We start from the raw sequence: 22,188 nt of genomic DNA, 5'->3' as shown, positions 1-22,188 counted from the left end.
CGGTTCAGCCCTTTTTTGTCGAGAGATTTTTATGCGCCGCGTCCACGCCGTCATCCTGTCGCTCCTGCTGCTGTCGCTCAGTGCCTGCGCGCTGTTTCCTCACCGCGATCCGGTGAACATCAACGTGGTCGGCCTCGAACCGTTGCCGAGCCAGGAACTGGAAGTGCGCTTCGCCATCAAGCTGCGGGTGCAAAATCCCAATGAGACGGCGATCGACTACAACGGCATCGCCCTGGATCTGGAGGTCAATGGTCATTCGTTGGCTTCCGGTGTGAGCGATCAGAGCGGTTCGATCCCGCGTTTCTCTGAAGCGATTGTCACGGTGCCGGTCAGCGTCTCGGCGTTCTCGTTCCTGCGCCAGACCCTCGGCCTGAGCCAGACGCAAAGCCTCGATAACTTGCCCTACGTGCTGCGCGGCAAACTGGCCGGCGGGGTGTTTGGCACGATGCGCTTTACCGACAGCGGCAAGTTGAGTCTGCCCAAAGCGAGTGCTGCGACCTGGTAGTCAGCCGCTACACAGCCCCTTTGTAGGAGTGAGCCTGCTCGCGATAGCGGTCTGTCAGATAAACATGCATTGCCTGACACACCGCTATCGCGAGCAGGCTCACTCCTAAAAGGGATTTTTGCCAGTCCGGGGTTATGTGTTGAACCGCACCCCCGGCTTCGCGCGTTCATCGACGGTCAACTCAAACACATCCGGCCGCGCATAGTGGCCCACCACGTCGTAGTCATACCGCGCACGGATCAGCTCATCCGTGTCGATCTCCGCCGTAAGCAACCCTGCCTCGCCACGCAACGGTCCTGCCAGCACATCGCCCATCGGTCCGACGATCACGCTGCCGCCGGCGATCAACGGCCGATCATTCGGCCAGTTGGCAATCTCGACGCCCAACTCATTCGGCGAGGCCTGCACCTGACAAGCGCTGACCACAAAGCAACGGCCTTCGTGGGCGATGTGGCGCATGCTGACCTGCCACATCTCACGCTCGTCCACGGTGGGTGCGCACCAGACTTCGACGCCTTTGGCATACATCGCCGTGCGCAGCAGCGGCATCATGTTTTCCCAGCACACCACTGCGCCGAGTTTGCCGACCTGGGTGTCGAACACCGGCAAGGTCGAGCCATCACCCTTGCCCCAGATCAGCCGCTCGGTGCCGGTGGGCATTAGTTTGCGGTGCTTGCCGATCAACCCTGCCTGCGGGTCGAAATACAGCACCGTGCAATATAGAGTGCTGCCCGCGCGCTCGATGACACCGATCACCAGATTGGCCCCGGTGCGCGCCGACAATCCGGCCAGCGCCTCGGTTTCGGCACCGGGCACATCGATGGCGTTGGCAAAATAACGTGCGAAGGCCTCACGCCCTTCAGGTAAGCGATAGCCCAGCTGCGTGCCGAAACCCTCGCCTTTCGGATAGCCTCCGAGCAAGGCTTCGGGCATCACCACCAGCGCCGCGCCGGATTCGATGATCGCGTTCTCCCAGCCAAGGATTTGTTCGAGGGTTTCGCCTTTGCCACCGGGCAAGGCGCCGATCTGCAGCGCGGCAACAATCGATTTGGGCATGCTGTTTACTCCATCAGGTTCAGGTGTTGCCGATTCTCCAGCGTCACGCGATCATGAATAAAGCCCTGTCCGCTGCTGATTGATATGAGCCAAATGAATATCGCCGACGTCGACCTCAACCTGCTGAAAGTCTTTGAAGCGCTGCACGAAGAATCCAGCGCCAGCCGCGCCGCCCTGCGCCTTGGCGTCACGCAATCGGCGGTAAGTGCCGCGCTGCGCCGCTTGCGCGAGGTCTATGGCGATCAGTTGTTCGTGCGCACCGGACGCGGTCTGGCGCCAACCCTCCAGGCCAACCAGTTGAAACCGGTGATCAGCGATGCGCTGAACAAATGCCGACAGAGCCTGGCCATGCTCGATCCGGCGGCCAACCACTATGACGGGCGCTCGGTGGCGATCGGTCTGTCAGATGATTTTGAAATTGCCTACGGGCGCCGCTTGATCGAGGAAATCGCTCGTCGCGCACCGAAACTGCGGCTGATCTTTCGCCAGACCCACAGCCAGATCGTCGCCCGTGCGTTGATGGAACGCAGCATTGACCTGGCAATCACCGCCGGCGGGTTTGCCGAGCGTCTGCTCAGTCGTCAGGTATTGGCGGAAGGTGGCTACGCGTGCCTGGTCGATCCCGACAGTCTCGCGCCGGGCCAGCAGCAGATCGAGTTGCAGGAGTTCGTCGCCCGCGAGCACATTCTGGTGTCATCGGGTGGCTTTATCGGCATCACTGATGAAGGCTTGGCGGCCGTGGGATTGAGCCGCCGGGTCTGCGCCTCGACCACGCATTTTGCCGCGCTGCCCTTTCTGCTCAAGGGCAGTCAGGCGGTGGCGACCATTCCGGCCCACGCCGCGGCGAGCATCGCGGGACTGAGCGGGCTGGCATTGCTGCCCTGCCCCTTGGCCTTGCCGCGCTATCCGATCGAACTGGGCTGGCGCACCAGCACGCAGATCGATCCGGTGCTGGTGAAGGTTCGCGAGGCGATTGCCGCGAAGTTCGGCCAGGCGTGACGCGGTTTACTTGTTCGCCGCCATCAGCCGATTGACTTCGCTGCGCACCATGTTGGCGAACTCCGGCGGCGACATGCCGTCCAGTTCGGCGCGAACCCACTCGGCCCATTTGCCCTTGCGCTTGGAGCGCTCGCCAAACAGACGCGCGGCTTCGCCTTTGGCTTTGCCCAGATTGTTCTGCCAAAGTTCGAACAGACGGGATTTCTCATCTTCCAGCGCTGCGCGCTCTGCGAGGGATTTGTCGGCCAGATTGAAACTCATGGGGATTTATCCTGCTGCGTAAAATGGCGACATCTTACACGCTCGGCGGAAATCTCCGGTGCAGGTTTTTCCCTTCGGTACGAATGACATGCAACTTTTCGTCGACCGCTACACTCCATTGGTCACTGTCCATTCAACTGCAAGGAGTCACCCAATGGCCCGTAAAACCGCCTCGCAAGCTGCCGAAGAGCAAATCAAGGATCAAGCTTTCAGCGAGCTTCAGGCTCTGATCGAAGAATCGGACAAACTGCTCAAGAGCAGCGCTTCACTGGTCGGCGAAGAAGCGGAAACGCTGCGTGCCCAGATCGCCCAGAAACTGCAGCAGGCGCTGGACTCGGTATCCAGCGTGCGCGACCGCACCAAACCCGCCGTTGAAGCTACCGAAAACTACATCGGCGGCCACCCATGGCAGACCGTGGCGATCTCCGCCGGTTTCGGCCTGGTGGTGGGCCTGCTGCTCGGTCGTCGCTGAGTACAAGCGCCACAAAAAAGCGAACCTTACGGTTCGCTTTTTTTATGTCTGCGGATAAATTCACTCCCCCGCCAATTCCCGCAACTGCGCCAATGTCTGCTCATCCAGGGTAATCCCTTCCAGCATCGACCGACTGCGCTGCCAATGCCGCCGATCCCCCGGCAGCCGCTTGAGCCCGACCCCGTGCATCTGTCGCACCAGTTCCTCGCTGCGCTGGGCAAAACTCTGCCCCGCGGCTTTGCTCGGATCAATCACAATCAATAACTGCCCCGTCCACGGAGTCTTTGCGCCGGGATGGTTGGACCAGTCGAACTCGAAGGAAAAATTGCCACCGGTCAACGCCGCTGCCAGCAACTCGACCATCATCGACAGCGCCGAACCCTTGTGCCCGCCAAACGGCAGCAATGCACCGCCTTCGAGAATCGCCCGGGGATCCTGGGTGGGCTGACCCAAGCTGTCGACGCCCATCCCGGCCGGGAGTTTTTCGCCTTTGCGCGCAGCGATCTGCACGTCGCCATGGGCGATGGCACTGGTGGCCAGGTCGAAAACGATCGGGGCGGCATTGGCTCGTGGCGCGGCAAAGGCGATCGGATTGGTGCCGAACAGCGGCCGGTCGGCACCATGCGGGACAACGCAGGTCATGCTGTTGACCACGCTCAGCGCCACCAGACCTTCGTCGGCGAACGGCTCGACATCCGGCCACAACGCGGCGAAGTGATGCGAGTTACGAATCGCCAACACTGCAATCCCGGCGTGACGCGCCTTTTCCACCAGCAATGCTCGCGCAGCGGCCAGCGCGGGCTGGGCAAAACCATTGCCGGCGTCGACCCGGACAAAACCGGGCGCGACGTCTTCGACCTGCGGCACTGCCTGACCATTGACCCAGCCGCTTTTCAGGGTCGAGACGTAGCCGGGCATGCGGAATACGCCATGACTATGGGCGCCATCGCGCTCGGCGCCGGCACAGTTGGCCGCCAGCACCCGGGCGACTTCGCTGGAAGTGCCGTGGCGCAGGAAAATCGCTTCAAGCAATTGCGTGAGTGCTTCGAGGGATAACGTGGGCGAGCCCTGATCGTGTAGCGCAGACATCTGAAGCTCCAGAATGATTATTGGAGGGAACAACAGCGTACGGTCGATTTGCCCACCGATTAACTCCGCCAGAGCCGTCGGCTGTCAACCCTTCGATCGCTCGGCGATCACTGGCCGAGCCGGCTGCACGTTTTTGATCCGGCGTGTGCGGTAACTATCTACCGCACCTGCTCCGGCTCACAGACCTACTGTTGAGTCCCTGCCCGATGGCGCCGCGTTCAGAGCACCGATGATGTCCAGTTCTACTGCTCCACTGCTGTTTCCCGAGATTCTGAAGTCCGCCGGCCTGCAGGCCGACCTGGCTGCACGCCACGGCCTCAACAGCAAGGATTTCGACTGGCTCGCACACGTACAACTGGCGAGCCCCGCCCTGCGTAGCGCACAAACCCCGCCCATGCTCGCCGAACGGATTTTGCTCAACGCCGACAAGCAAGTGCCCGTGCCATTGGCCGGCAGTTTCGTGCTCGGCGCCGGTCCTGACGACAACGGCATGTTTCTGTACACGCCCTACGACGGATTGAAAAAATACAGCGATGACCAAGCGCTGACGCAGGCGTTGCAGGCACGACTGAACAGTGCAGACGAGCAAGATGATCTGTTGGCTTTTCTCAGTGTTTCGCTGCGCAAGGAGCTGGTGGAGAAACGCGGCATTACCGTCACCCGACAAACCATCGACGGTGATGTCTTCGAGGATCAGCAAACAGCGATCACCCATTCGCAACAAGCCTGCGCACGCGACTTGCTCGACGAACTGAAACGCCTGCCTGCGCTTAATGCCCTGCTGGAAAAAATCCTCGGTGAACTGCTCCAGCCGCACTTCGGCGATTTGCCCCAGTCGAGCACCCGCGTGGCTTTTTACGCCGCTACAAAACCCTCCTCCACCGATGCAGGCAGGCACTGGGTCGATTCGCGCTCGCTGATTGAAGCGCTGCTGCTGTATTTTCGCCGTCAGCAATGGCCCCACGGTCAGACTGTCGAGTTTTCACACCCCGCCCGCCTGTCCGGCACTGATGATCAATCCGCGTGGGCAACCGCTATCACCTCGGCTTCGAGCAAACTGATCATGCTGTTGTTCCGTCAGCTCGAGGGCTACTGGAATGCCGCGTCATTCGAGGGCTCGCCCAGGCGCACCTTCTTCAGCCAGACGCTACAGGACCAGGCGCGCGCCGATCTGATGATCAAGCGCGAAACACAAATCCTCTCCGCCGCCGAGTTCGACGCGCTACACAGTCTGGTACGTGAGCCGTCCGTTGTAGTACGCCGGCCAACGTTCGAAACCGTGTGCCTGAGCGAACAGACAGCGTCTGTCGAACTGGCCGGCTCGTTGATGATCAATCATGACAAGGCCTATCTCTATACCCCCAGCCAGGGCCTGCAGGTACTCACGAACTACGCCGACCTCAAACAGACGCTCACCGCGAAACTGCAGGCTGCCGGGCACGAAGACGAACTGTACGGACTGATGAGTCTGCAAGAGCGCAATCGCTACCTGGGTTTCGCTAACGTCCAAGTGTCCGGGGAAAACATCAGCGGTGAGATCATGCCGACGCTGTTCGAGGCAATTCTTACCAAACAACGTCAGAACATTGAGTTCGTCCTGCAGCGCTATCGCCAGAGCGAACGCACCACAGACGTTCATGCACTCTTCGACAAGGCGCTGGATATCCGCTCGATGATCCATGAGCGGTTGCTCGATCTCGATGTCAATGAGCGCTGGAGTACCCGGCCGTTGTTCACCAGCGCGCCGCCATCCTCACTTGTGCAGGCCGACAAGGCGGCACAATTGGCGACAAGTCTGGGCCGAACGCTGGATAGTCTGACCAGCCACTTCAAAGACCAGCCGACCGCGAACGGCGCCGAACAGCGCACTTTTCTCGAAGGCATTCTCTGGAAGCTCGCGCAGGCGTTCGAAGATGGCTTGCGCGGTGAGGCGTTCGTCCGAAGTGTCAGCGGATCATGGCGGGAGGCGGAACGAAAAATCGTCGATACGGTGTTCGATGCCCGGCATCCGACACGCAGCGATCGCCAGTCACTCAACGGTTTTCGCCCGGATGCCTGGTCGCTCACGCTTGCTTGTGCCGAGTCCACCGCTGAGCTGCCGCTCGCCTACTGCGTGCTGCTGACCGAGCGCGGCGGCATGGACGTCGAGCACTCGGGGCGCGCGATCCTGTGGACACCGGCCATGGGCCTGGAATTGTTCGCCGATATGGGCGTTGCGCAAAAACAGTTGCAACAACGCTTGGACGACAACAATCAGAGCCATACGCTGCTGGAGAATCTGCCAATAGCGCAGCATCGACTGGACCAGCAATACACGCTCGGCAGCTTCCAATTGCTTGAGGGCCGTGTGTCCAACGACCGCATGCAGTCGGGCATCGAACACTTTCTCGCTGAATGCGAAATGCTACGCGCCTGTATCAAGGACCCGGACACATTGGCGACCTTCCTTGACCGGATGAAGAACGCTGTCATCGATACCGATCTGCGCCGCGCCGTCGATCTTGCACGTACCCTTTCCCGTCATCTGGACTATCCCGACTGGTTGCGCATGGCCTCGGCGACGGAGCAGCGCACACAACTCGCCCTGCTGGATGAACTGCGGCGCGCCTTTATCGATGGCAAGGATTTTCTCGATGAGGTCCCGACCCTGGCCAGTTATATCGAGCAAACCCTGAAAAGCCTGCTCGACGCCAGATTCCCGGGCAACGGGCTCAAGCCAAAGGATATCCAGATCACCCCGAACCTGACGCTGGCCGGCCCGGCCTGCGACCTTCTGGAGTTCGCCCTGCATCACTACAACGTTGTGCAGGACAGCGGTTTCAAAGTGACCTCGAACATAGCCACCGCATTACCGAAAGATTTCGCCCAGACCGCCGTACGGCAATTACTGCAATCGCTCGACATCGCCACAACCTACACGGCAAAAGTAACCCAGGCGCTGTCCGGCGACAGCACGGCTGCACGCATCAGCAAGATGCGGTTTTTACGCCAGTTGCCCTGGCAATTGATGCAGCACGCCCACTCGATGAAGTTGCAGCAACAACTGTCGGACACCGGCTACGACTACATTTGTCAGATACTCGACATGCCGGACGGGATAGCGCGGGCCATGGTCGTGGATGCTCACGCCATCGCCTGCCCGCTGTCGTTGATCAAGACCGCGGGCGCTGATGGCGTCGACACGCTCGGCCTGTACGTCTTCGGACCGGGCGCGGGGCAGACAGGCCCGCGGGTGCTCTATGCGCCTTACTCCCGATGCGTATTTCGCGAGTTCGAGAACGCAGCGCAACTGATCGAAGCGGTGAATACGCCCGGGCATTTCCAGGACCTGATCATCCGGCGTCTGCCGGACGGGCAGCAGGCCATTTTCAGGAATCTGCTGAAAACGACGATCGGCAAACCCAGCGAGATCACCCTTCAAAGCACGCCCATCAACGGCAATGTGCTTGATCGGTTGCACAAGGACACCCTCAACCTTCTGCCACAACTGCTCAGCAGCCAGCCGCAGATCAATGCCCAAGCGGATTGGGAAGCAGCCAGGTTTCTCTTCAGTCAGGGCGTCCGGCTGGTGCCGCACTTGTTGCCGGGGAAACTGGCCTCTTTGCTGTTCCTCTGGAAAAGCTATCAGGACTTCAAGGAGTCCGCCGAAGACCTCCAGGACCACCATTGGGCCAACGGCCTGAAGAACTTCATCGAGGGTGCCATTTCGCTGTTCAGTCTGGGACGCTTGTCATGGGAGACCGAGACGCAGACAGCCACCAGCGAATTTGCCGCTGAGGCGCAGACATCTGCGCAGACCGATAGCACCGTAAAGGTTGCCTCGCGCTGGGCAAAAGCACCGCCCGCCTCGCCCTCCCGCGTTGACTTGCAGCCCTTTGAAACCAGTAAGGCGCTGAAAGACCTAAAGCTTGAGAGCAATCGGCTGGTTTATCGGGACTCCGCCACAACTGACCAATACGTGGCGATTGCCGGCACGGTCTATCCAGTCGTTCAGGCCGAAAAAACATGGTTCCTGCGCAAAGAAGATCGCAGCCAAGGGCCGGCACTGGCAGAGAAGAATTCAAGGCTGGTGATTGCACAGGCCGGCCAGACGGTGCAGCGCTGTCGCAGGAAGGGGCCGGCCGAACTGCAAAAGCAAGTCGAGGATAGCCGCTCGATCACCATGTACATCCAGGCCAAAGGGATGGCGCAGATCAACCGTCGCTCACCTGCCAGGGCCTTTGTGATACAGCAAGCGGTCACCCGGGCAAGAACCTATGCGCTCAATTGTCTGCATAACTTTGTCATCCATCGCGACAACCTGGGGGGCACACGGGTGGAGAAGGTGCTCAGGAGCATTCTCGATGTGCCTCACATCACGCCCGCGCTGCAGAGGAAATTCGAAAAGGTGATCATCCCGCTGTGCCGTGAGCTGACGGATCCCGAGGATGATCTGCTTTACACAGAGCGCTTCTTCGCCGGCCTGAACCAGCGCTACGGCGACGATACGGTTGCCTTCGTTTTCAAACAGGACCGCAAGAAGATCGTCCACTTCACCGAACATTTCTTCAATCCGGCGCTGGATGTCTACACGGCCTTCCTGCCTCCAAGATTCAATGTGGACTCGCACGCACGTGCGGTCACCCTGATCCATGAACTTTCGCATCTGGTCTGCGATAGCGAGGATCTGGTCTCCCTTGACGCGATGGCCCCCTTTCCGGGCCTCATCGATACCACCACTGCGGACGGACAGCTGCTCAAGGATGATCTGGATAGCCGCCGTCAATCGCTCTCGCGCGCTACGCCTTCTGCACAATTGTTCGCGAGTAAAGACGAGACGGGCGCCTGGGTGGGCATGGATAAGATAACGTCGCAAGCCGATGACTACGAAAAAATTCTCAGCCTGACCAAAACCAGGAATCTTGCAGACGCGCGTAAAGCGTTCCGCAATCCGGTGTCTGACGAAGCACGCGTTGACGTGATACTCGCCAACGCTGACTCGATCGCGTTGCTGATCAGCGAATTGGGCCAGAAACTCGATCCGCTTCCGGCTCCCATCCCGTTGCCGGCGCCGACCGCAACCGTATCCAAAACCGCGCAACCCGAGAGGTGAACAAAAAAAATGCGCTGGCTCGACACCAGCGCACTTCTGTATCAGCCAACAGTGAAGGCTTAGTCCTTCTGATCACGCAGGATATTGCCAGAGGCGCCATCGATGCGGAATTCATAAACAACGCCGTCGGCCTTGCGCCCTTCACCTTCCCAGTAACCGTCGTTGTCGGCGCTGATCTCATAGATTTCGACATAACCAGCCTTGGTCTTGGCGGTGTCGATGGCTTTTTCGATGGTGATCCAGCCTGCGCCTGGCTTGTCCGCCAGAGCGGCACCGGCGCTGAGCAAACCGGCAGTGGCAATCAGGGCTGCGAAAGTCTTTTTGATCATTTTTTCACTCCATTTATGGATAGTAGGCAGTTGCTTCCTGTTTTTTTGGGCGTCACAGGGAAAAATAAGTTCCACGTTGATGGGTAAATGCCATGACGGATGTTCTCGGCAACCCGCCGGCGAGGTTAGAATGCGCTAAATCAGGACGAGTCAATGACCCAAGACACTCTCTCGGAAGCCGAATACGATGCGATCACCGATGCCGCCGCGCATTGGTGCATGCGTCTGCACGCCGCTGACTGCACGGACGAGGAGCGTCGCGCGTTTGAAGCCTGGCACGATGCGCATCCCCTGCATGCCTTCGAATACGAAGCCATGCAGGAAATCTGGGAAGTGGCCGGAGACCTGCCTCGAACCGAGCCTGAGGCGCTCGCTGCGCAACGCAAGCCTTCGCGTTCGTGGCGCAAGTTTGCGGTCATTGTCGGCGCCTGTGCCGTCGCCCTGCCGCTCGCGGCTTACAGCGGCTGGAGTCTGGACTGGCTGCCCGACAGTTATCAGCATTACACCGCCACCGACCGCGTCCGTCAGGTCACCTTGAGTGATGGCAGCCAGCTGGAACTCAACCTCAACACCGAACTGACCTTCAGCAATTACAAACATGAACGCCGCGTGACCCTGAACAAGGGCGAGGCGTTTTTCAACGTCAGTCACGACACCGCGCATCCGTTCGTGGTGCGTGCCGGCGAAGGCAGGATTCGCGTGACCGGTACCCGATTCAACGTGTGGATGTATGAAGATCAGGTTCGGGTCAACCTGGTCGAAGGTTCGGTGTTGGTCAGCAGCAACCGCGATCTACCGGGAGACGGCCTGCGCCTGGCGCCATCGATGCAGGCACGCTACCGACATGGCGATTACGCGCCGCAAATCAGCCAGACCTACCCTGGCGACACTTCGCTGGCGTGGCGCAGCGGCCGACTGGTGCTCGATAACCTTGCCCTTCACGACGCCCTGCCGTTGATCAATCGTTACCTCGACAAGCCCTTGATGCTCGCCGACACCAGCACCGGCGCGATCCGCGTGGGCGGCGTCTACAACATCAATGAGATGAACAACCTGGCGAACAGCCTGCCGAAAGTGCTGCCGGTCTACCTGACCCGCAACAAGGAAGGCAACCCGGTGATCAACTCGATGCCGCAACGCCCGCCGAAAAGCTGAAGGCCGCGTCCCTTGCGGGAGGCGGCCTTCGTTTGTTGCGGGCGATCACTGCTTAGTGCGCGGCCACCTTCCCTGCCTGATCCTGTGCCTCCTGAATCGTCTGCACCTGATATTGCGGATCTGCCTGGATCTGCTGTTCGGTGAAGGGCAGGACACTCCACTGTTTCTTCGAAAACGCTTCGGTTTGATCGCGCGAATACTTCGACGCCGGATCACTGGACAGTGAGAACGCCAGCAGCCCTTGGGCATGCGGGCCTTTTTCATCGAAGCTCACCACTTGCAGGTAGCTGGTGCCGCTGACCACCTCAAGTTTTCCGTCTTCCCGGGGCACGCTTTGCATCGCGTTGTAGATACCCAGCGTACCCGGCCCGCCATGGATGGGCGTTTGCTGCCCGCCGCTGCTGACCACCTGAATGTCGCCCCAGCGTGCGTCTGCTTTCAGACCCATCTTGCCGGTCAGCTGGACCGACGCCAGCATCGCTTCGCGTAGCGCTTTGGCAACTGCAGGCTGCTCGACCGCCAGACCACGCGGGGTGTTTTGCGCATCTGCGGGGTTGAACGCCACGCGCCAGATGTCCGGCGATTCAAGCAGCGCCTGCATGATGTTCTGGAAGTGCACCAGACCGAGGCCGGAATCCAGATTGGCGCGACCATCCCAAGCCTTGAGGCTGGCGCACGCAGATTTCAGTGTCGCGGCGTCGCTACCGAGATCGGTTGCGCAGAACTTCAGCAGGTCGGGCATGACCTGCGCGGCCAGATAGACCTGATCGTCCATGACCATGTGCTGCAGATCCTTGATCCCCAACGGGCCTTTTTTGCTCAGCTCAGCCAAACGATCAAGTGCGAATCGCGAGCGCAGGCCCAGCGGTTGTGCGTCCTGGGTGATCAGCGGCGAATAGCCGGTGAGCGGTTGCGCCGGGTTGGCCAGCCATGCGGAATCGTTGGAGTGCTGAACGAAATCCTTGCGCAGCAGTTGCGGTAACTGGCTGGAAGCGAATATGCCCTTCTGCGCCGCTTGCGGATCGACATCCCAGGCACAGCCGCTATGGGAGCCGTCCAGAACAATCATGCGCAGGCCGAGGCGCGGGTCGCTGCACTTGGCGAGTTTTTCCGCGCTGACATTCGGCACCACCGACAGGTTCATGTACAGCGTCTGGCCCTTGTCATCGACCGCCAGAGTGTTGACCCAGGGAATGCCCTGGATCTTGTGCACTGCGTCTTGCAGATCTTTGATGTTGCTGGCCTGGTTCATCGCATACCACTGTTTAAGCACGCGATCGTTATCAAGGTTCGCATCGCGCAAGCTGTAGGCGTATTGCTTGTCCCAATCGAGCTTGCCCGGCCACTGCACGATCGGCCCGAACTGCGAGCTGTAGATGTCGCGCGCCACCGGTACGACCTGACCGTCAGCCTGCTTGACCTGCACGGTGACCGTTTGTTTGCTCAGTGGCAGCGACTTGCCGTCCAGAAGGTAACGCGTCGAATCCTTCGGATCGAGTTGCAGACGATAGAGCGTGAAGTGTTTCGACGAATCGACCGTGTGGGTCCAGGCCAGATGCTGGTTGAAGCCGATATTGATCATCGGCAGACCCGGCAAAGCCGCGCCCATGACATCGAGTTTGCCGGGGATGGTCAGGTGCATCTGGTAGAAACGCATGCCGCCGACCCAAGGGAAGTGCGGATTGGCCAGCAACATGCCACGACCGTTGAACGAGCGCTCGCTGCCGACCGCCACGGCGTTACTGCCACGATCGAGGGCGAAACGCTGCTGACGTGCGTCGGCCAGCTGGAATGCCTGGGTTTCGTGCTTCACCTGCGCGGTTGCTTGCGGCGGCGTCGCGCCAGCAAGGGCTTCGGCGAACTGGCCCACTCCCCCTTCCACCAGCAAGCGCCGCGTCAGCTTGACCAGATCGTCGGTACTGATGTCGCGTACCCATTCCCCTTGGCATTGCTGCGGCAACCCTTGCTGACGGCGTTTAGCCAGAGAGCGGTTGTACCCGGCGGCATAACCCTCGACCAGATCGCGCACCTCGGCCGGTTGCGCCTGCCAGAACGAATGGACGGATTCAGGGCTGTTCAGCCAGGTAAAAAACACGTCGCTGACGCGGTTTTGCCGTTGCTCGACGGTGAACTGCTCCGGGCCGAAATAACGGGAACGCTGACCATTGACGGTCACGATCTCGTTGGCCAGCAGACACAGATTGTCCTGGGCATAGGCATAGCCGATGCCGAACCCCAGACCGCGTTCGTTTTCGGCGCGAATGTGCGGCACGCCAAAACTGGTGCGGCGAATGTCCGCGCGGGTGTCTGCAGCCGGACTCAGTGCATGGGCCGACAGGCTCAGTCCGAATAAGGTGCCGGCGAGGGCCAGCCCGGTGAGTTGCCTGGAAATAATCACGCTCGCTCCTGCTCGAAAGGTCGATTGCCCCTGCGTCCACGCGCAATGAGCCTGTCGAAGAAACGAAGCTGAGGAAAAAAATTTAGCGGGCAATCCATCGGGGCAAGGCCGGCATCACGAGGCCAGGACGAATTAGCGACGAAATTTCTACATCTTTTCTTTCATGATTTGTCGTGCTGAAACGTCTTGTTTAGAAAGCGCAACAAAACCTTTCCCGATCTGGCTCTGAAAAGGAGTAATCGCATGTACAACTCGCAACTACCATCGGACGGTAGCCAGACGCCACAGGGCGTTTCCATGAGTTCGCACACTGGCAATTTCACCCAGCGCGGCGAGCGTCCGGGCAATGAGCGTATTCGCGTTCTGCTGAAGAGTTTCGGCCTGCGCACCAGCCTGATTCGCCTGAAAGTCATCGACGCCCTGCTGGTGGCGGCACAGAGCGATCGGCGTCTGGGCGTGCGCGGTGTGCATAGCCAGTTGCTGGATCTGGACGTGCCGTTGTCGTTTCTGAGCGTGCGCGAAGTGCTTAAACGCTTGTGCGCCGAAGGCGTGATCACCATCAACGCCGACAAGAGTTACAGCCTGCACCCACAGGCTGCAGCGGTCCTCAACCACGATTGAGGCCCTTGCTGTTCGCCGTCAGGGCTTGACCTTGCGGCGCATCACGCCGTTGATCACCACCACAACCACGGCCACACCGATCGCCACGTACTGGAAGGTCTTCTCGGTGATCATGCCGGCGTTTTGCAGCCAGGACAGGCCCAGCATGATCGCCAGTACGGACAGAGCGATCAGAATCGAATAAATCAAGCGTTGCTTCTGGGTCATTGCGGTTTCCTGAAACGTTGGAATGTCTGCGTTTGCAAGCCATACGCTTGCCGGATCACGTGAGGTGTCGGGGCAAACGGGGATGCCATGTTACAGGCGCTGGAGATTTTTGGCTGCATGACCGCCCAACCTCGAAGCACGGCCCGCCCGGCTGATCGACTGCAAACAATGCCCGCACTGTCGCGGGCATTGTTGTTTATGCCGAGTGGCCGCAGGTAAACATGTTATGTGCCGCGCCGATCAATTAAACATGTCGTAAGTTTTTGAAATCTGCTGACGCAGCAAACGCCTAGGTGCGCTGCGCGTCTGCGCCTAGGCTCTGCGAACTTCCTACAACCGATAAACAGGGACGTTCATGCAGAGAACACTTATAAACATCGGCCCCCGACAGGTAGCCGGTTTCTGTCTGGCGCTGACCGCTTTCGAACTGCTTACTTACATGGCCAGCGACGTGATCATGCCGGCGATGCTCGATGTCACAACCGAGTTCGGGGCGGACGCGCGGCATGTTCCCCATGCCTTCAATCTTTACCTGTTGGGTGGAGTCTGCCTGCAATGGTTACTCGGCCCGTTGTCCGATCAATTTGGCCGACGACCACTGTTGTTGATCGGCAGCGCGCTGTTCGGCGCCTCGTGCGCGGCGGCTTTCTTAACTGACAGCATTGAAGCTTTCAACCTGTTGCGCCTGTTGCAGGGCATGGGGCTGGGTTTCGTCGTCGCAGTCAGTTACCCGGCATTGCAGGAAGTATTCTGCGAAGCCGACGCCGTAAGACTCATGGCGCTGCTCGGCAATGTTGCCTTGTTGTCGCCCCTGCTCGGGCCGCTACTGGGAATCCTCTTGCTGGAATGGCTGAGCTGGCGGGAAATCTTTCTGCTCCTCGGCTGCGCAGCGGCGCTGGTATGGCTCGGCCTGTTGCTGTGGATGCCGGAAACCGTGGGCGTCGAGCGCCGCGATGGTCATCGAACTGCCCGAGTGCCCTTCTCCTGGCGACGCACTTCGCAACGCTACGCCGCGCTGCTCGGCAATCCGCGTTTTCTTTGCGCGAGCCTGGCGCTCGGCCTGATGAGCCTGCCGCTGATTGCCTGGATCGGCCTGGCGCCATTGCTGCTGGTGCGGGTTCTGCAACTGCCGCCATTGGAATACGGCCTGTGGCAGATCCCGGTGTTCTCGGCGGTCATCGCCGGCAATCTGATTCTCGACCGCTTGCTGCACACACATTCGTTGCCGCAATTGCTTCAATGGGCGCTCTGGCCGTTTTGTCTGGGCCTGGTCCTGCTGGCGGCGTGCGCGTTGCTCGGCGCGGGACTGGGTCCCGTGGTGGCGAGCCTGGCGTTGTACGCCGTCGGTCTGGGCATGAGCAATGCGGTGGTGTATCGCCTGGCGCTGTTTTCCAGTGATGACAGCAAAGGTCTGGTGTCAGCGCTGACCGGGATGATCTCGATTGCCGTGATGGGCCTCGGCGGCTCACTGATTGCCGCCATCGGTGGCGGCAGTCGTCTGGAATATTTCGCTCTCTGGGCCGCATTCGGCGGGCTGATGTGCCTGCCTTTGATGTACCGGCTCCTGCAAACCGCCACGCCTGATGTGGCCTCGCCTCAATAAGGAACATTGATGACTCACCTACCCTATGCCGACGCGCTGTGCGCGTTGCCGCGACCCTATTGCCCGGATTTAGCCCCGGCCGGTCTGTTCGATCGGGCGATGACTGAAATCAGCCGTTTTCACTGCGATCACACACCGGGTTACAGCCACTGGCTCAACGCCCATGGGCTGTCGCCACAAGCCCTCGACAGCCTTGATGACTGGTCACGTCTGCCGCCGATTTTTGCCAGTTTCTTCAAACAGCACCTGCTGCTGAGCAGCACTGGCACAGACGCCCTCGAGCTGACGTCGTCGGGCACCAGCGGCCAGAAAAGCCGAATGCGCTATGACGAGCGCAGCCTGGCGCGGGCGCAATCGATGGTCGCGCACATATTCCGTCATTACCGCTGGGACAAGCCGGACACGCCGTGCAACTACCTGCTGCTGAGCTACGAACCCGCAGGCCGCATTACCCTCGGCACTTCGTTCACCGATCAGTTTCTGTGTCGGTTCGCCCGGGCCAACCGGGTGGTCTACGCCTTGCGCAACACCGGTAGCGGCCACCAGTTCGACGTGTTCGGGGTGATCGCCGCATTGCAATCATTCGCTGAAGAAGGTTTGCCGGTACGGATCTTCGGCTTTCCGGCGTTTTTGTGGCAGACCCTGCAACGCATGCAGGACACTGGTGTGCAGGATCTGCAACTACCCACCGGTTCGCTGGCCTTTTTTGGCGGTGGCTGGAAAACCCAGGCTGCGCAGGAAATCCCCAAACAGCAGCTCTACGCCCATATCCATCGACAACTGGGCATCGAGCCCGCCCGCTGCCGCGATGGTTACGGCGCTGTCGAGCACGCCGTGCCGTATATCGAATGCGCCCGTCACCGGTTTCATGTGCCGGTGTACTCCCGGGTGTTGATTCGCAACCCAGCGGATTTATCCCTGCTGCCCTACGGCCAATCAGGTCTGCTCGGCTTCGTCTCGCCCTATATCACCTCCAGTCCGGCCCACGCCGTGGTCATGAGCGACCTCGCCACGCTGCACCCGGGCGCAAGCTGCGGCTGCGGATTGACCGGCGACTGGTTCGAACTGCACGGCCGCGCCGGCACCTCGGCGGGCAGAAGCTGCGCAATGGCCGCCGCCGAATTACTGGGGAGTCACTGATATGTATCTGATCAATGGACAGCTGCATCACACCTGCAGCCTCGAGCATGCGCTGGAAGATCTGCAACGGCAGTTGCCGCAACGCCTGGCGATGGCACTCGACAGCGACACCGTCATCAAGGCCGTCGCCGGGTTTGCAGAACATCTGCGTAACACCGCCACGGACCTGCCCCTCGACAGCGAACAGCGGCAAGCCCTGATCGATTTCTGCCAACCCGACGCGTTGCAGCACAAACGCCGGCGCGAACTCGGCGCCGATGCCGATTCCCTGCGCCGTATCGATTATCGTCTGCCACGCTTCGAAGCCTGGCGCCCGCTCGGGCTGGTGGTGCACATCACTCCCGCCAATGCGCCGCTGCTGGCGTTCTGCGCGGTGGTCGAAAGTCTGCTCGCCGGCAACGTCAACTGGTTGCGCCCCAGCCGCAGCGATCAGGGCCTGACGGCACGCCTGCTCTGCGCCTTGGCGAACTGCGACGCAGGCGGGCAACTGGCCGGTTACGTGGCGGTGATCCCGGCCGAGACCGGGCAGATCGGCCAACTGTGCAAGCACGCCAACGGCGTCGCGGCATGGGGTGGTGACGCGGCCCTGCAGGCCATTCGGCAACAACTGGCGCCGGGTTGCCGCTGGATCGATTGGGGCCATCGCATCAGTTTCGTGTACCTGACGCCCGAAGCCGCCACGCCGCAGACGCTTGAAGCGGTGGCCGATGAAGTCTGCCGACTGGATCAGCAGGCCTGCTCGAGCCCGCAATGGCTGCTGGTGGACAGCGATGATCCGCAGATTGTGCGCGGCATCGGTGAACAGTTGGCGCAAGCCTTCGAGCGTGGCCACGCGGACTGGCCCGCACTGGCGCCGACACTTCAGGAAGCTTCACAAATCACCACGCACCTGCAAATGGCCCGCCTCGGCCAGAGTTTCGCCGAACACACCGGGCAGGTTTGGGCCGGCGCGGGCTGGCGGGTGATCTGGCGCCACGACCGGCAACTCGCGCCGTCGCCGCTGTTTCGCAGTGTCTTGCTGCACCCGGTGCCGAAGGCTCTCCTGAGCGCGACGCTGTTGCCCTGGCGCAACGTGCTGCAAAGCTGTGCGCTGGTGTGTGCGCCGGCCTCCATCGCCGGGCTGACCCATGCGCTGATCGGTGCCGGCGTTACGCGTATCGCACCGATCAGCAGCATTCACGACGGTTACGAAGGCGAACCCCATGACGGTGTCTATGCGCTGCAACGTCTGAGTCGTCGGGTATCGGTGAGTCTGGCGGCCACGCAATTGCCAAGACAGGCCCGTCTCGATGTAGCGCCATTACCGGCGAAGTCGTGCGCTCCGATCATGGACAAAGCGGCCTTCATCGCCCAACCCATCAATGCTCAGGCGCAGTTGTATTTTCGCTCCGGCGGCACCAACGGCACCCCTGCGCTGGCTGGCTACAGTTATCGCGATTTCGATCGTCAGATGCGCGCAACGGCTGACGGCCTGTTCGCCGCCGGCCTCGATCCGGCGCGGGATCGGGCCATGAACCTGTTCTACTGTGGCGGGCTGTACGCCGGCTTTCTCAGCCTCAACAAAGCGCTGGAATGCCTGCAGGTGCCGCATCTGCCCATGGCCGCCCCGGCCGACGAAGACTATCGGGAAATTGCCCAATTGATTATCGAACAGCGGGTCAATGTGCTGGTCGGCATGCCCGGCACGCTGCATCGCCTGTTCCTCAACGAGCAGGAGCGTCTGCGCGCTTATGGCGGGGTCGAAAAGGTCTTCATGGGTGGCGAGCACCTCAGCGAGCAGAACCGTGAATTGCTCCGCAGTTGTGGCGTCGTGCTCATTCGCTCGGCGATCTACGGCAGCGTCGATGCCGGCCCGCTTGGCCATGCGTGCCAGGCTTCAGCGGACGGGGTGTTCCATTTGATGAATGATATCCAGCAGCTGGAAATCGTCGCGTTCGATGAGGATGTAACGATCGTCGATGATCAAGTCGGCCGGCTGGTGGTGACCTCGCTCGCCCGCGACGGCGGCCAGCGCGTTGAGCGTTATGAGCTCGGCGACACCGGGCGCTGGCTGCCGGGCGTTTGCGCCTGCGGACTGCAGTCGCCGCGCTTCGAACTGCTGCAACGCCACGGCACGCTGCTGCGTATCGGCACTTACTTTATCTCTCTGAGCGAACTGGCGACACGACTGCAAGTTCCGTTTCAGTTGCGTCTGGATCACAGCGCCGAGGGCATCGAGCGGCTGCAAGTGCACAGCGAACTTGCAGCCGACGCGGTCAGGGCACGGCTCGCCAATAATTCGACCCTGATGAACGCCGTCGACACCGGAATACTGGTTCTGCACATAGAACAATGCTCGCCCGTGGCTTTCATTCAGAACAAATACAGCGGCAAGACGCCGTTGGTCATTGACTCTCGCCGCTGACGTTCGAACGTGAGCTGGCTTATTCGAAACAAGAAGAAGACATCGTGAAAAAAAACCACCCGATTGGCGAATTGATGGGCTTTGTCCGTCAGCATTCGCCCTACTACAAGAATTGTCTCGCCGAGGTTCCAGAGGCGCTCAACCGACTGAGCGAATGGCCTGTGCTCGATCCTGCAGGATTCTGGACTGGCAGCGAGAACCTTGATGAATGGGCAGTGTTGACTGCCCCCGTACGGGCTGCGCTGGTCTTCAAGACCGGCGGGTCAACCGGTGGCGGCCGACTGTCGGTCTACACGCGCGCTGAATGGCAACGCACGGCCGAGGACTTCGGCCGCAGTCTCAGCGCGCAATTCAACCCCGGCGACCGAGTAGCCAATCTGTTTTTCGCCGGCGACCTCTATGCCAGTTTCCTGTTTATCCACGATTCCCTGGCCCACGTTACACCGGCTGTCACCGAGTTTCCGTTTACCGGTGACGTTGACCCGGCGAGGCTGGCCGATGCCATCGGGCAACACCGGATCAACGTGCTGGCCGGCCCGCCCGCGCAGCTATTGACCTTTGCCGGTTGGCTCAAGCAACGCAAGCGGGTATTGCCGATGATTGACAGCGTGCTGTACGGCGGGGAGAGCCTGTTCGCCTCGCAACGGCAACTGCTCCGGCAAGTGCTGCCCAACGCGCGCATTGCCTCCATTGGCTACGCCAGCGTCGACGGTGGATTTATCGGTGCCAGCCACCGTGACTGCATGGAAGGCGAACACCGCACGCCTGACGGCCACGTCCTGCTGGAGATCATCGACCCGCACACAGGGGCACGGATCGAGGACTGTGACAAAACCGGTGTGCTGGTATTGACCAACCTCCATCGCCGTTTGATGCCGCTGATCCGCTATCCGGTGGGCGACCTGGCGTGCTGGCGCGAACCGGTGGGCACGGCGCAACGCAAATTCGCGCTGAGGGGCCGCAGCTGTAGCAGCCATCGCGTGCGGGTCGGGATCCTGTCGCTGATGACGGATGAAATCAGCGACACCGTGAGGTGCACGACTGGCAGCGACGATTGGCAATTGGTGATTGAACAGGCCGACGACAGGGATGTGCTGACGTTGAAATACGTGGCGAACGAACGATCCGCCGGCATCGACGTGACACTCGAGGCTCGTTTGATCGAACTTTACCCGCAGATAACCCCACTGCGAGACGCTCGACTGCTGGAGCTGCGTATCCACAGCTGCGGCTACCAGGATCTCGTGCGCCATCCTCGCGCAGGTAAAAGCCTGCGAATCGTCGATCATCGCTGCTATGACCAACATGACAGGGAGGTGCGCGATGGAACCGTTGATCCTGCGCAATTACCGTGAGAGCGACGCCACGGCCGTCAGCGAGCTGTTTCGCGAGGTGTACGGCGATCATTACGTACAAAGCGATGTGTATCTGCCCTGCCTGATCAGTCAGAACCATGCCAAAAAACGCTGGCACTCGCTGGTGGCGGTCGAGGGTGAACGGATTCGCGGCCATGCCACCTTGTACAGGCAAAGCGAAACCTCGCACGACGCTGAACTGGCGTTGAGCGCCGTCCATCCTGACACTCGCTGTCAGAACATCGCGACACGCCTGGGCGAGCAACTGCTGACTCATGCGCAGGCTTTGGGCTGTCGCAGCGTGTCCATCAAACAGGTGACCCATCACCCGTACACCCAGCGCATGGCGCTGAATCTGGGATTCCATAACACCGGCCTGTTGCCTGATTTTGTCCGCTCGCCTTTCGGCAGCAAGAAACCGGAGTCGGTCGTACTGGGGGTCCGCGCCATCGACGGCTATCAGCGGCCCCTGCCGGAGCAGGCGTGGCCAGCCAGTTGTCGTGCATTCATGGAGCATCTGATGGCTGTGTTCGGTGCCGGCGCCAGCGCAGTGCGCTGGCGCGGAGCCGCGTTTCAGGTTGAGCAGCACGGCAGTCGCCATGAAATGTTGCTGGAAAAACTCGACCCGGAACTGCTGAACCAATTGAGAACGCTGCCCAGGCACTGGCTGATTTCGATCCGTCTGCAACTGTCCCGACAGTTCGCCGTGGATCTGCACAGCCTGAGCGCCATCGGTTTTGCCTTCACCGGTCTGGCGCCGGCGCAAGATAACCAGGGCGGCTGGCTGGCGTTGTTTCATCGCGGCTACCGTCCGCGCAAACTGGACTTGCATTGCCCGCACATGCAAGCACTGCATGAGCAGACGCAACGGCAAATCACGGGCCGTGATTTACCGCCGGTGTGATCGTGCGCTGGTGAACCGGCATGAGCCTGCTCATTGCGGGCGGGCTTATGCCTTGGCTTTGATGCCCTTGTCGGACGGCACGGCAGCATTGCCTTCGCCGTACGTCTTGAGGTTCTGCAGGACGTAAATGGCTTTTTTGAATTCGGGAATCAGGCTCTTGCCGTAATAGTTGCCGTTCAGACTGTTGGTCTGGATGGCATCGAGCTGCGTGGCGAAATACTCCAGAGCATTGAACTTGGCCTCCGGGTCTTTCTGCACACCGAAACGATCGAACTTGTCGCCAGCATTGAGCAAGGTGATCGAAGTGATCTCGGAGATCAGGCCACGCCCGCGCAGGAATTCGCTGAGGTTACCCAACTGCTTGACGGACACGTTGGCCGGGTCGAATCCCTTGATCTGCTTGCGCAGACCCTGTTTGTCCATCTCCGCGACGTTCAGCGCGTTCGGGTCGTTACCGACCAGCGTCAGCATCTGCTGCACTTTGACGCTCTGCGAAACCTGCTTTTTGGCGCCGGTGTCGCGGACCATAACGCCCGCCTTGCTTTCCCAGGCGCCGGTATAACCGATTGTCATGCGAAGATTCCTTGTGCGATGAGCA

Annotated in this window: 18 protein-coding genes; 11 read left to right on the top strand and 7 right to left on the bottom strand. The window is 60.5% G+C overall.

Annotated elements, in window-relative coordinates; genetic code table 11:
* Nucleotides 1-31 precede the first annotated feature (31 nt).
* The gene (locus AEQ63_RS06350; RefSeq protein WP_042609892.1) at nt 32-505 is read left to right on the top strand and encodes an LEA type 2 family protein; all 474 of its coding nucleotides are present in this window, start codon (nt 32-34) and stop codon (nt 503-505) included.
* A gap of 132 nt (nt 506-637) precedes the next feature.
* On the opposite strand, the gene AEQ63_RS06345 is transcribed toward AEQ63_RS06350, so the two are convergent.
* Nucleotides 638-1,561 (bottom strand): carbon-nitrogen hydrolase family protein, encoded by a 924-nt coding sequence (locus AEQ63_RS06345; RefSeq protein ID WP_064362225.1) that lies wholly within the window; start codon nt 1,559-1,561, stop codon nt 638-640.
* A gap of 84 nt (nt 1,562-1,645) precedes the next feature.
* Between AEQ63_RS06345 and AEQ63_RS06340 the strand changes: the two genes are divergently transcribed.
* On the top strand, nt 1,646-2,560 hold the full coding sequence (locus tag AEQ63_RS06340) for a LysR family transcriptional regulator (RefSeq protein ID WP_064362223.1): 915 nt from the start codon (nt 1,646-1,648) through the stop codon (nt 2,558-2,560).
* A 6-nt stretch (nt 2,561-2,566) separates the two neighbouring features.
* Here the strand turns inward: AEQ63_RS06340 and AEQ63_RS06335 are convergent, their stop codons facing one another.
* Nucleotides 2,567-2,821 (bottom strand): hypothetical protein, encoded by a 255-nt coding sequence (locus AEQ63_RS06335; RefSeq protein WP_003224595.1) that lies wholly within the window; start codon nt 2,819-2,821, stop codon nt 2,567-2,569.
* 154 nt (nt 2,822-2,975) lie between these two features.
* Here AEQ63_RS06335 and AEQ63_RS06330 point away from each other — a divergent pair, with 154 nt between their 5' ends.
* A complete protein-coding gene (locus AEQ63_RS06330) occupies nt 2,976-3,293 on the top strand; it encodes a DUF883 family protein (protein WP_042609889.1) in 318 nt (105 codons plus the stop codon).
* Between the two features lie 60 nt (nt 3,294-3,353).
* On the opposite strand, the gene AEQ63_RS06325 is transcribed toward AEQ63_RS06330, so the two are convergent.
* On the bottom strand, nt 3,354-4,382 hold the full coding sequence (locus AEQ63_RS06325; RefSeq protein WP_064362221.1) for an Ldh family oxidoreductase: 1,029 nt from the start codon (nt 4,380-4,382) through the stop codon (nt 3,354-3,356).
* Nucleotides 4,383-5,016: 634 nt separating this feature from the next.
* Here AEQ63_RS06325 and AEQ63_RS06320 point away from each other — a divergent pair.
* Nucleotides 5,017-9,474 carry a dermonecrotic toxin domain-containing protein gene (locus AEQ63_RS06320; protein WP_236705240.1) on the top strand — a complete coding sequence of 1,486 codons (4,458 nt, stop codon included), beginning with the start codon at nt 5,017-5,019 and terminating at the stop codon, nt 9,472-9,474.
* 59 nt (nt 9,475-9,533) lie between these two features.
* Here AEQ63_RS06320 and AEQ63_RS06315 read toward each other — a convergent pair whose 3' ends face one another.
* A complete protein-coding gene (locus AEQ63_RS06315; protein ID WP_042609887.1) occupies nt 9,534-9,803 on the bottom strand; it encodes a PepSY domain-containing protein in 270 nt (89 codons plus the stop codon).
* A 153-nt stretch (nt 9,804-9,956) separates the two neighbouring features.
* Between AEQ63_RS06315 and AEQ63_RS06310 the strand changes: the two genes are divergently transcribed.
* On the top strand, nt 9,957-10,958 hold the full coding sequence (locus AEQ63_RS06310) for a FecR family protein (protein WP_064362220.1): 1,002 nt from the start codon (nt 9,957-9,959) through the stop codon (nt 10,956-10,958).
* Nucleotides 10,959-11,010: 52 nt separating this feature from the next.
* Here the strand turns inward: AEQ63_RS06310 and pvdQ are convergent, their stop codons facing one another.
* On the bottom strand, nt 11,011-13,356 hold the full coding sequence (gene pvdQ / locus AEQ63_RS06305) for a bifunctional acylase PvdQ (RefSeq protein ID WP_064362218.1): 2,346 nt from the start codon (nt 13,354-13,356) through the stop codon (nt 11,011-11,013).
* Nucleotides 13,357-13,599: 243 nt separating this feature from the next.
* Here pvdQ and AEQ63_RS06300 point away from each other — a divergent pair, with 243 nt between their 5' ends.
* Nucleotides 13,600-13,977 carry a fe2+ zn2+ uptake regulation protein gene (locus tag AEQ63_RS06300; protein ID WP_064362215.1) on the top strand — a complete coding sequence of 126 codons (378 nt, stop codon included), beginning with the start codon at nt 13,600-13,602 and terminating at the stop codon, nt 13,975-13,977.
* An 18-nt stretch (nt 13,978-13,995) separates the two neighbouring features.
* Here the strand turns inward: AEQ63_RS06300 and AEQ63_RS06295 are convergent, their stop codons facing one another.
* Nucleotides 13,996-14,184, bottom strand: coding sequence for a hypothetical protein (locus AEQ63_RS06295; RefSeq protein ID WP_016770563.1), 189 nt, complete (start codon nt 14,182-14,184; stop codon nt 13,996-13,998).
* A gap of 355 nt (nt 14,185-14,539) precedes the next feature.
* Between AEQ63_RS06295 and AEQ63_RS06290 the strand changes: the two genes are divergently transcribed.
* The 5 genes from AEQ63_RS06290 to AEQ63_RS06270 are packed head-to-tail and all read left to right on the top strand — an operon-like array spanning nt 14,540 to nt 21,590.
* A complete protein-coding gene (locus AEQ63_RS06290; RefSeq protein ID WP_064362214.1) occupies nt 14,540-15,787 on the top strand; it encodes an MdfA family multidrug efflux MFS transporter in 1,248 nt (415 codons plus the stop codon).
* A gap of 9 nt (nt 15,788-15,796) precedes the next feature.
* Nucleotides 15,797-16,927 (top strand): LuxE/PaaK family acyltransferase, encoded by a 1,131-nt coding sequence (locus AEQ63_RS06285; RefSeq protein ID WP_064362213.1) that lies wholly within the window; start codon nt 15,797-15,799, stop codon nt 16,925-16,927.
* Between the two features lies 1 nt (nt 16,928).
* Nucleotides 16,929-19,331 (top strand): aldehyde dehydrogenase family protein, encoded by a 2,403-nt coding sequence (locus tag AEQ63_RS06280; RefSeq protein WP_064362211.1) that lies wholly within the window; start codon nt 16,929-16,931, stop codon nt 19,329-19,331.
* Between the two features lie 44 nt (nt 19,332-19,375).
* Entirely contained in the window at nt 19,376-20,686 is a 1,311-nt protein-coding gene (locus tag AEQ63_RS06275) for a phenylacetate--CoA ligase family protein (RefSeq protein WP_177330589.1), read from the top strand.
* Nucleotides 20,655-21,590: a GNAT family N-acetyltransferase gene (locus AEQ63_RS06270; RefSeq protein WP_064362209.1), complete on the top strand. Its 936-nt coding sequence runs from the start codon at nt 20,655-20,657 to the stop codon at nt 21,588-21,590. Before AEQ63_RS06275 ends, AEQ63_RS06270 begins: the two co-directional genes overlap by 32 nt.
* A gap of 45 nt (nt 21,591-21,635) precedes the next feature.
* Here AEQ63_RS06270 and AEQ63_RS06265 read toward each other — a convergent pair whose 3' ends face one another.
* Complete coding sequence (locus AEQ63_RS06265; protein WP_042609880.1) at nt 21,636-22,163, bottom strand: hypothetical protein; 528 nt, start codon at nt 22,161-22,163, stop codon at nt 21,636-21,638.
* Between the last annotated feature and the right edge of the window lie 25 nt (nt 22,164-22,188).

The organism is Pseudomonas sp. RIT-PI-o, from assembly GCF_001297215.1.
GTDB classification, from domain to species: Bacteria; Pseudomonadota; Gammaproteobacteria; order Pseudomonadales; family Pseudomonadaceae; genus Aquipseudomonas; species Aquipseudomonas moraviensis_A.
This window is presented reverse-complemented; position numbering and strand designations above follow the sequence as displayed.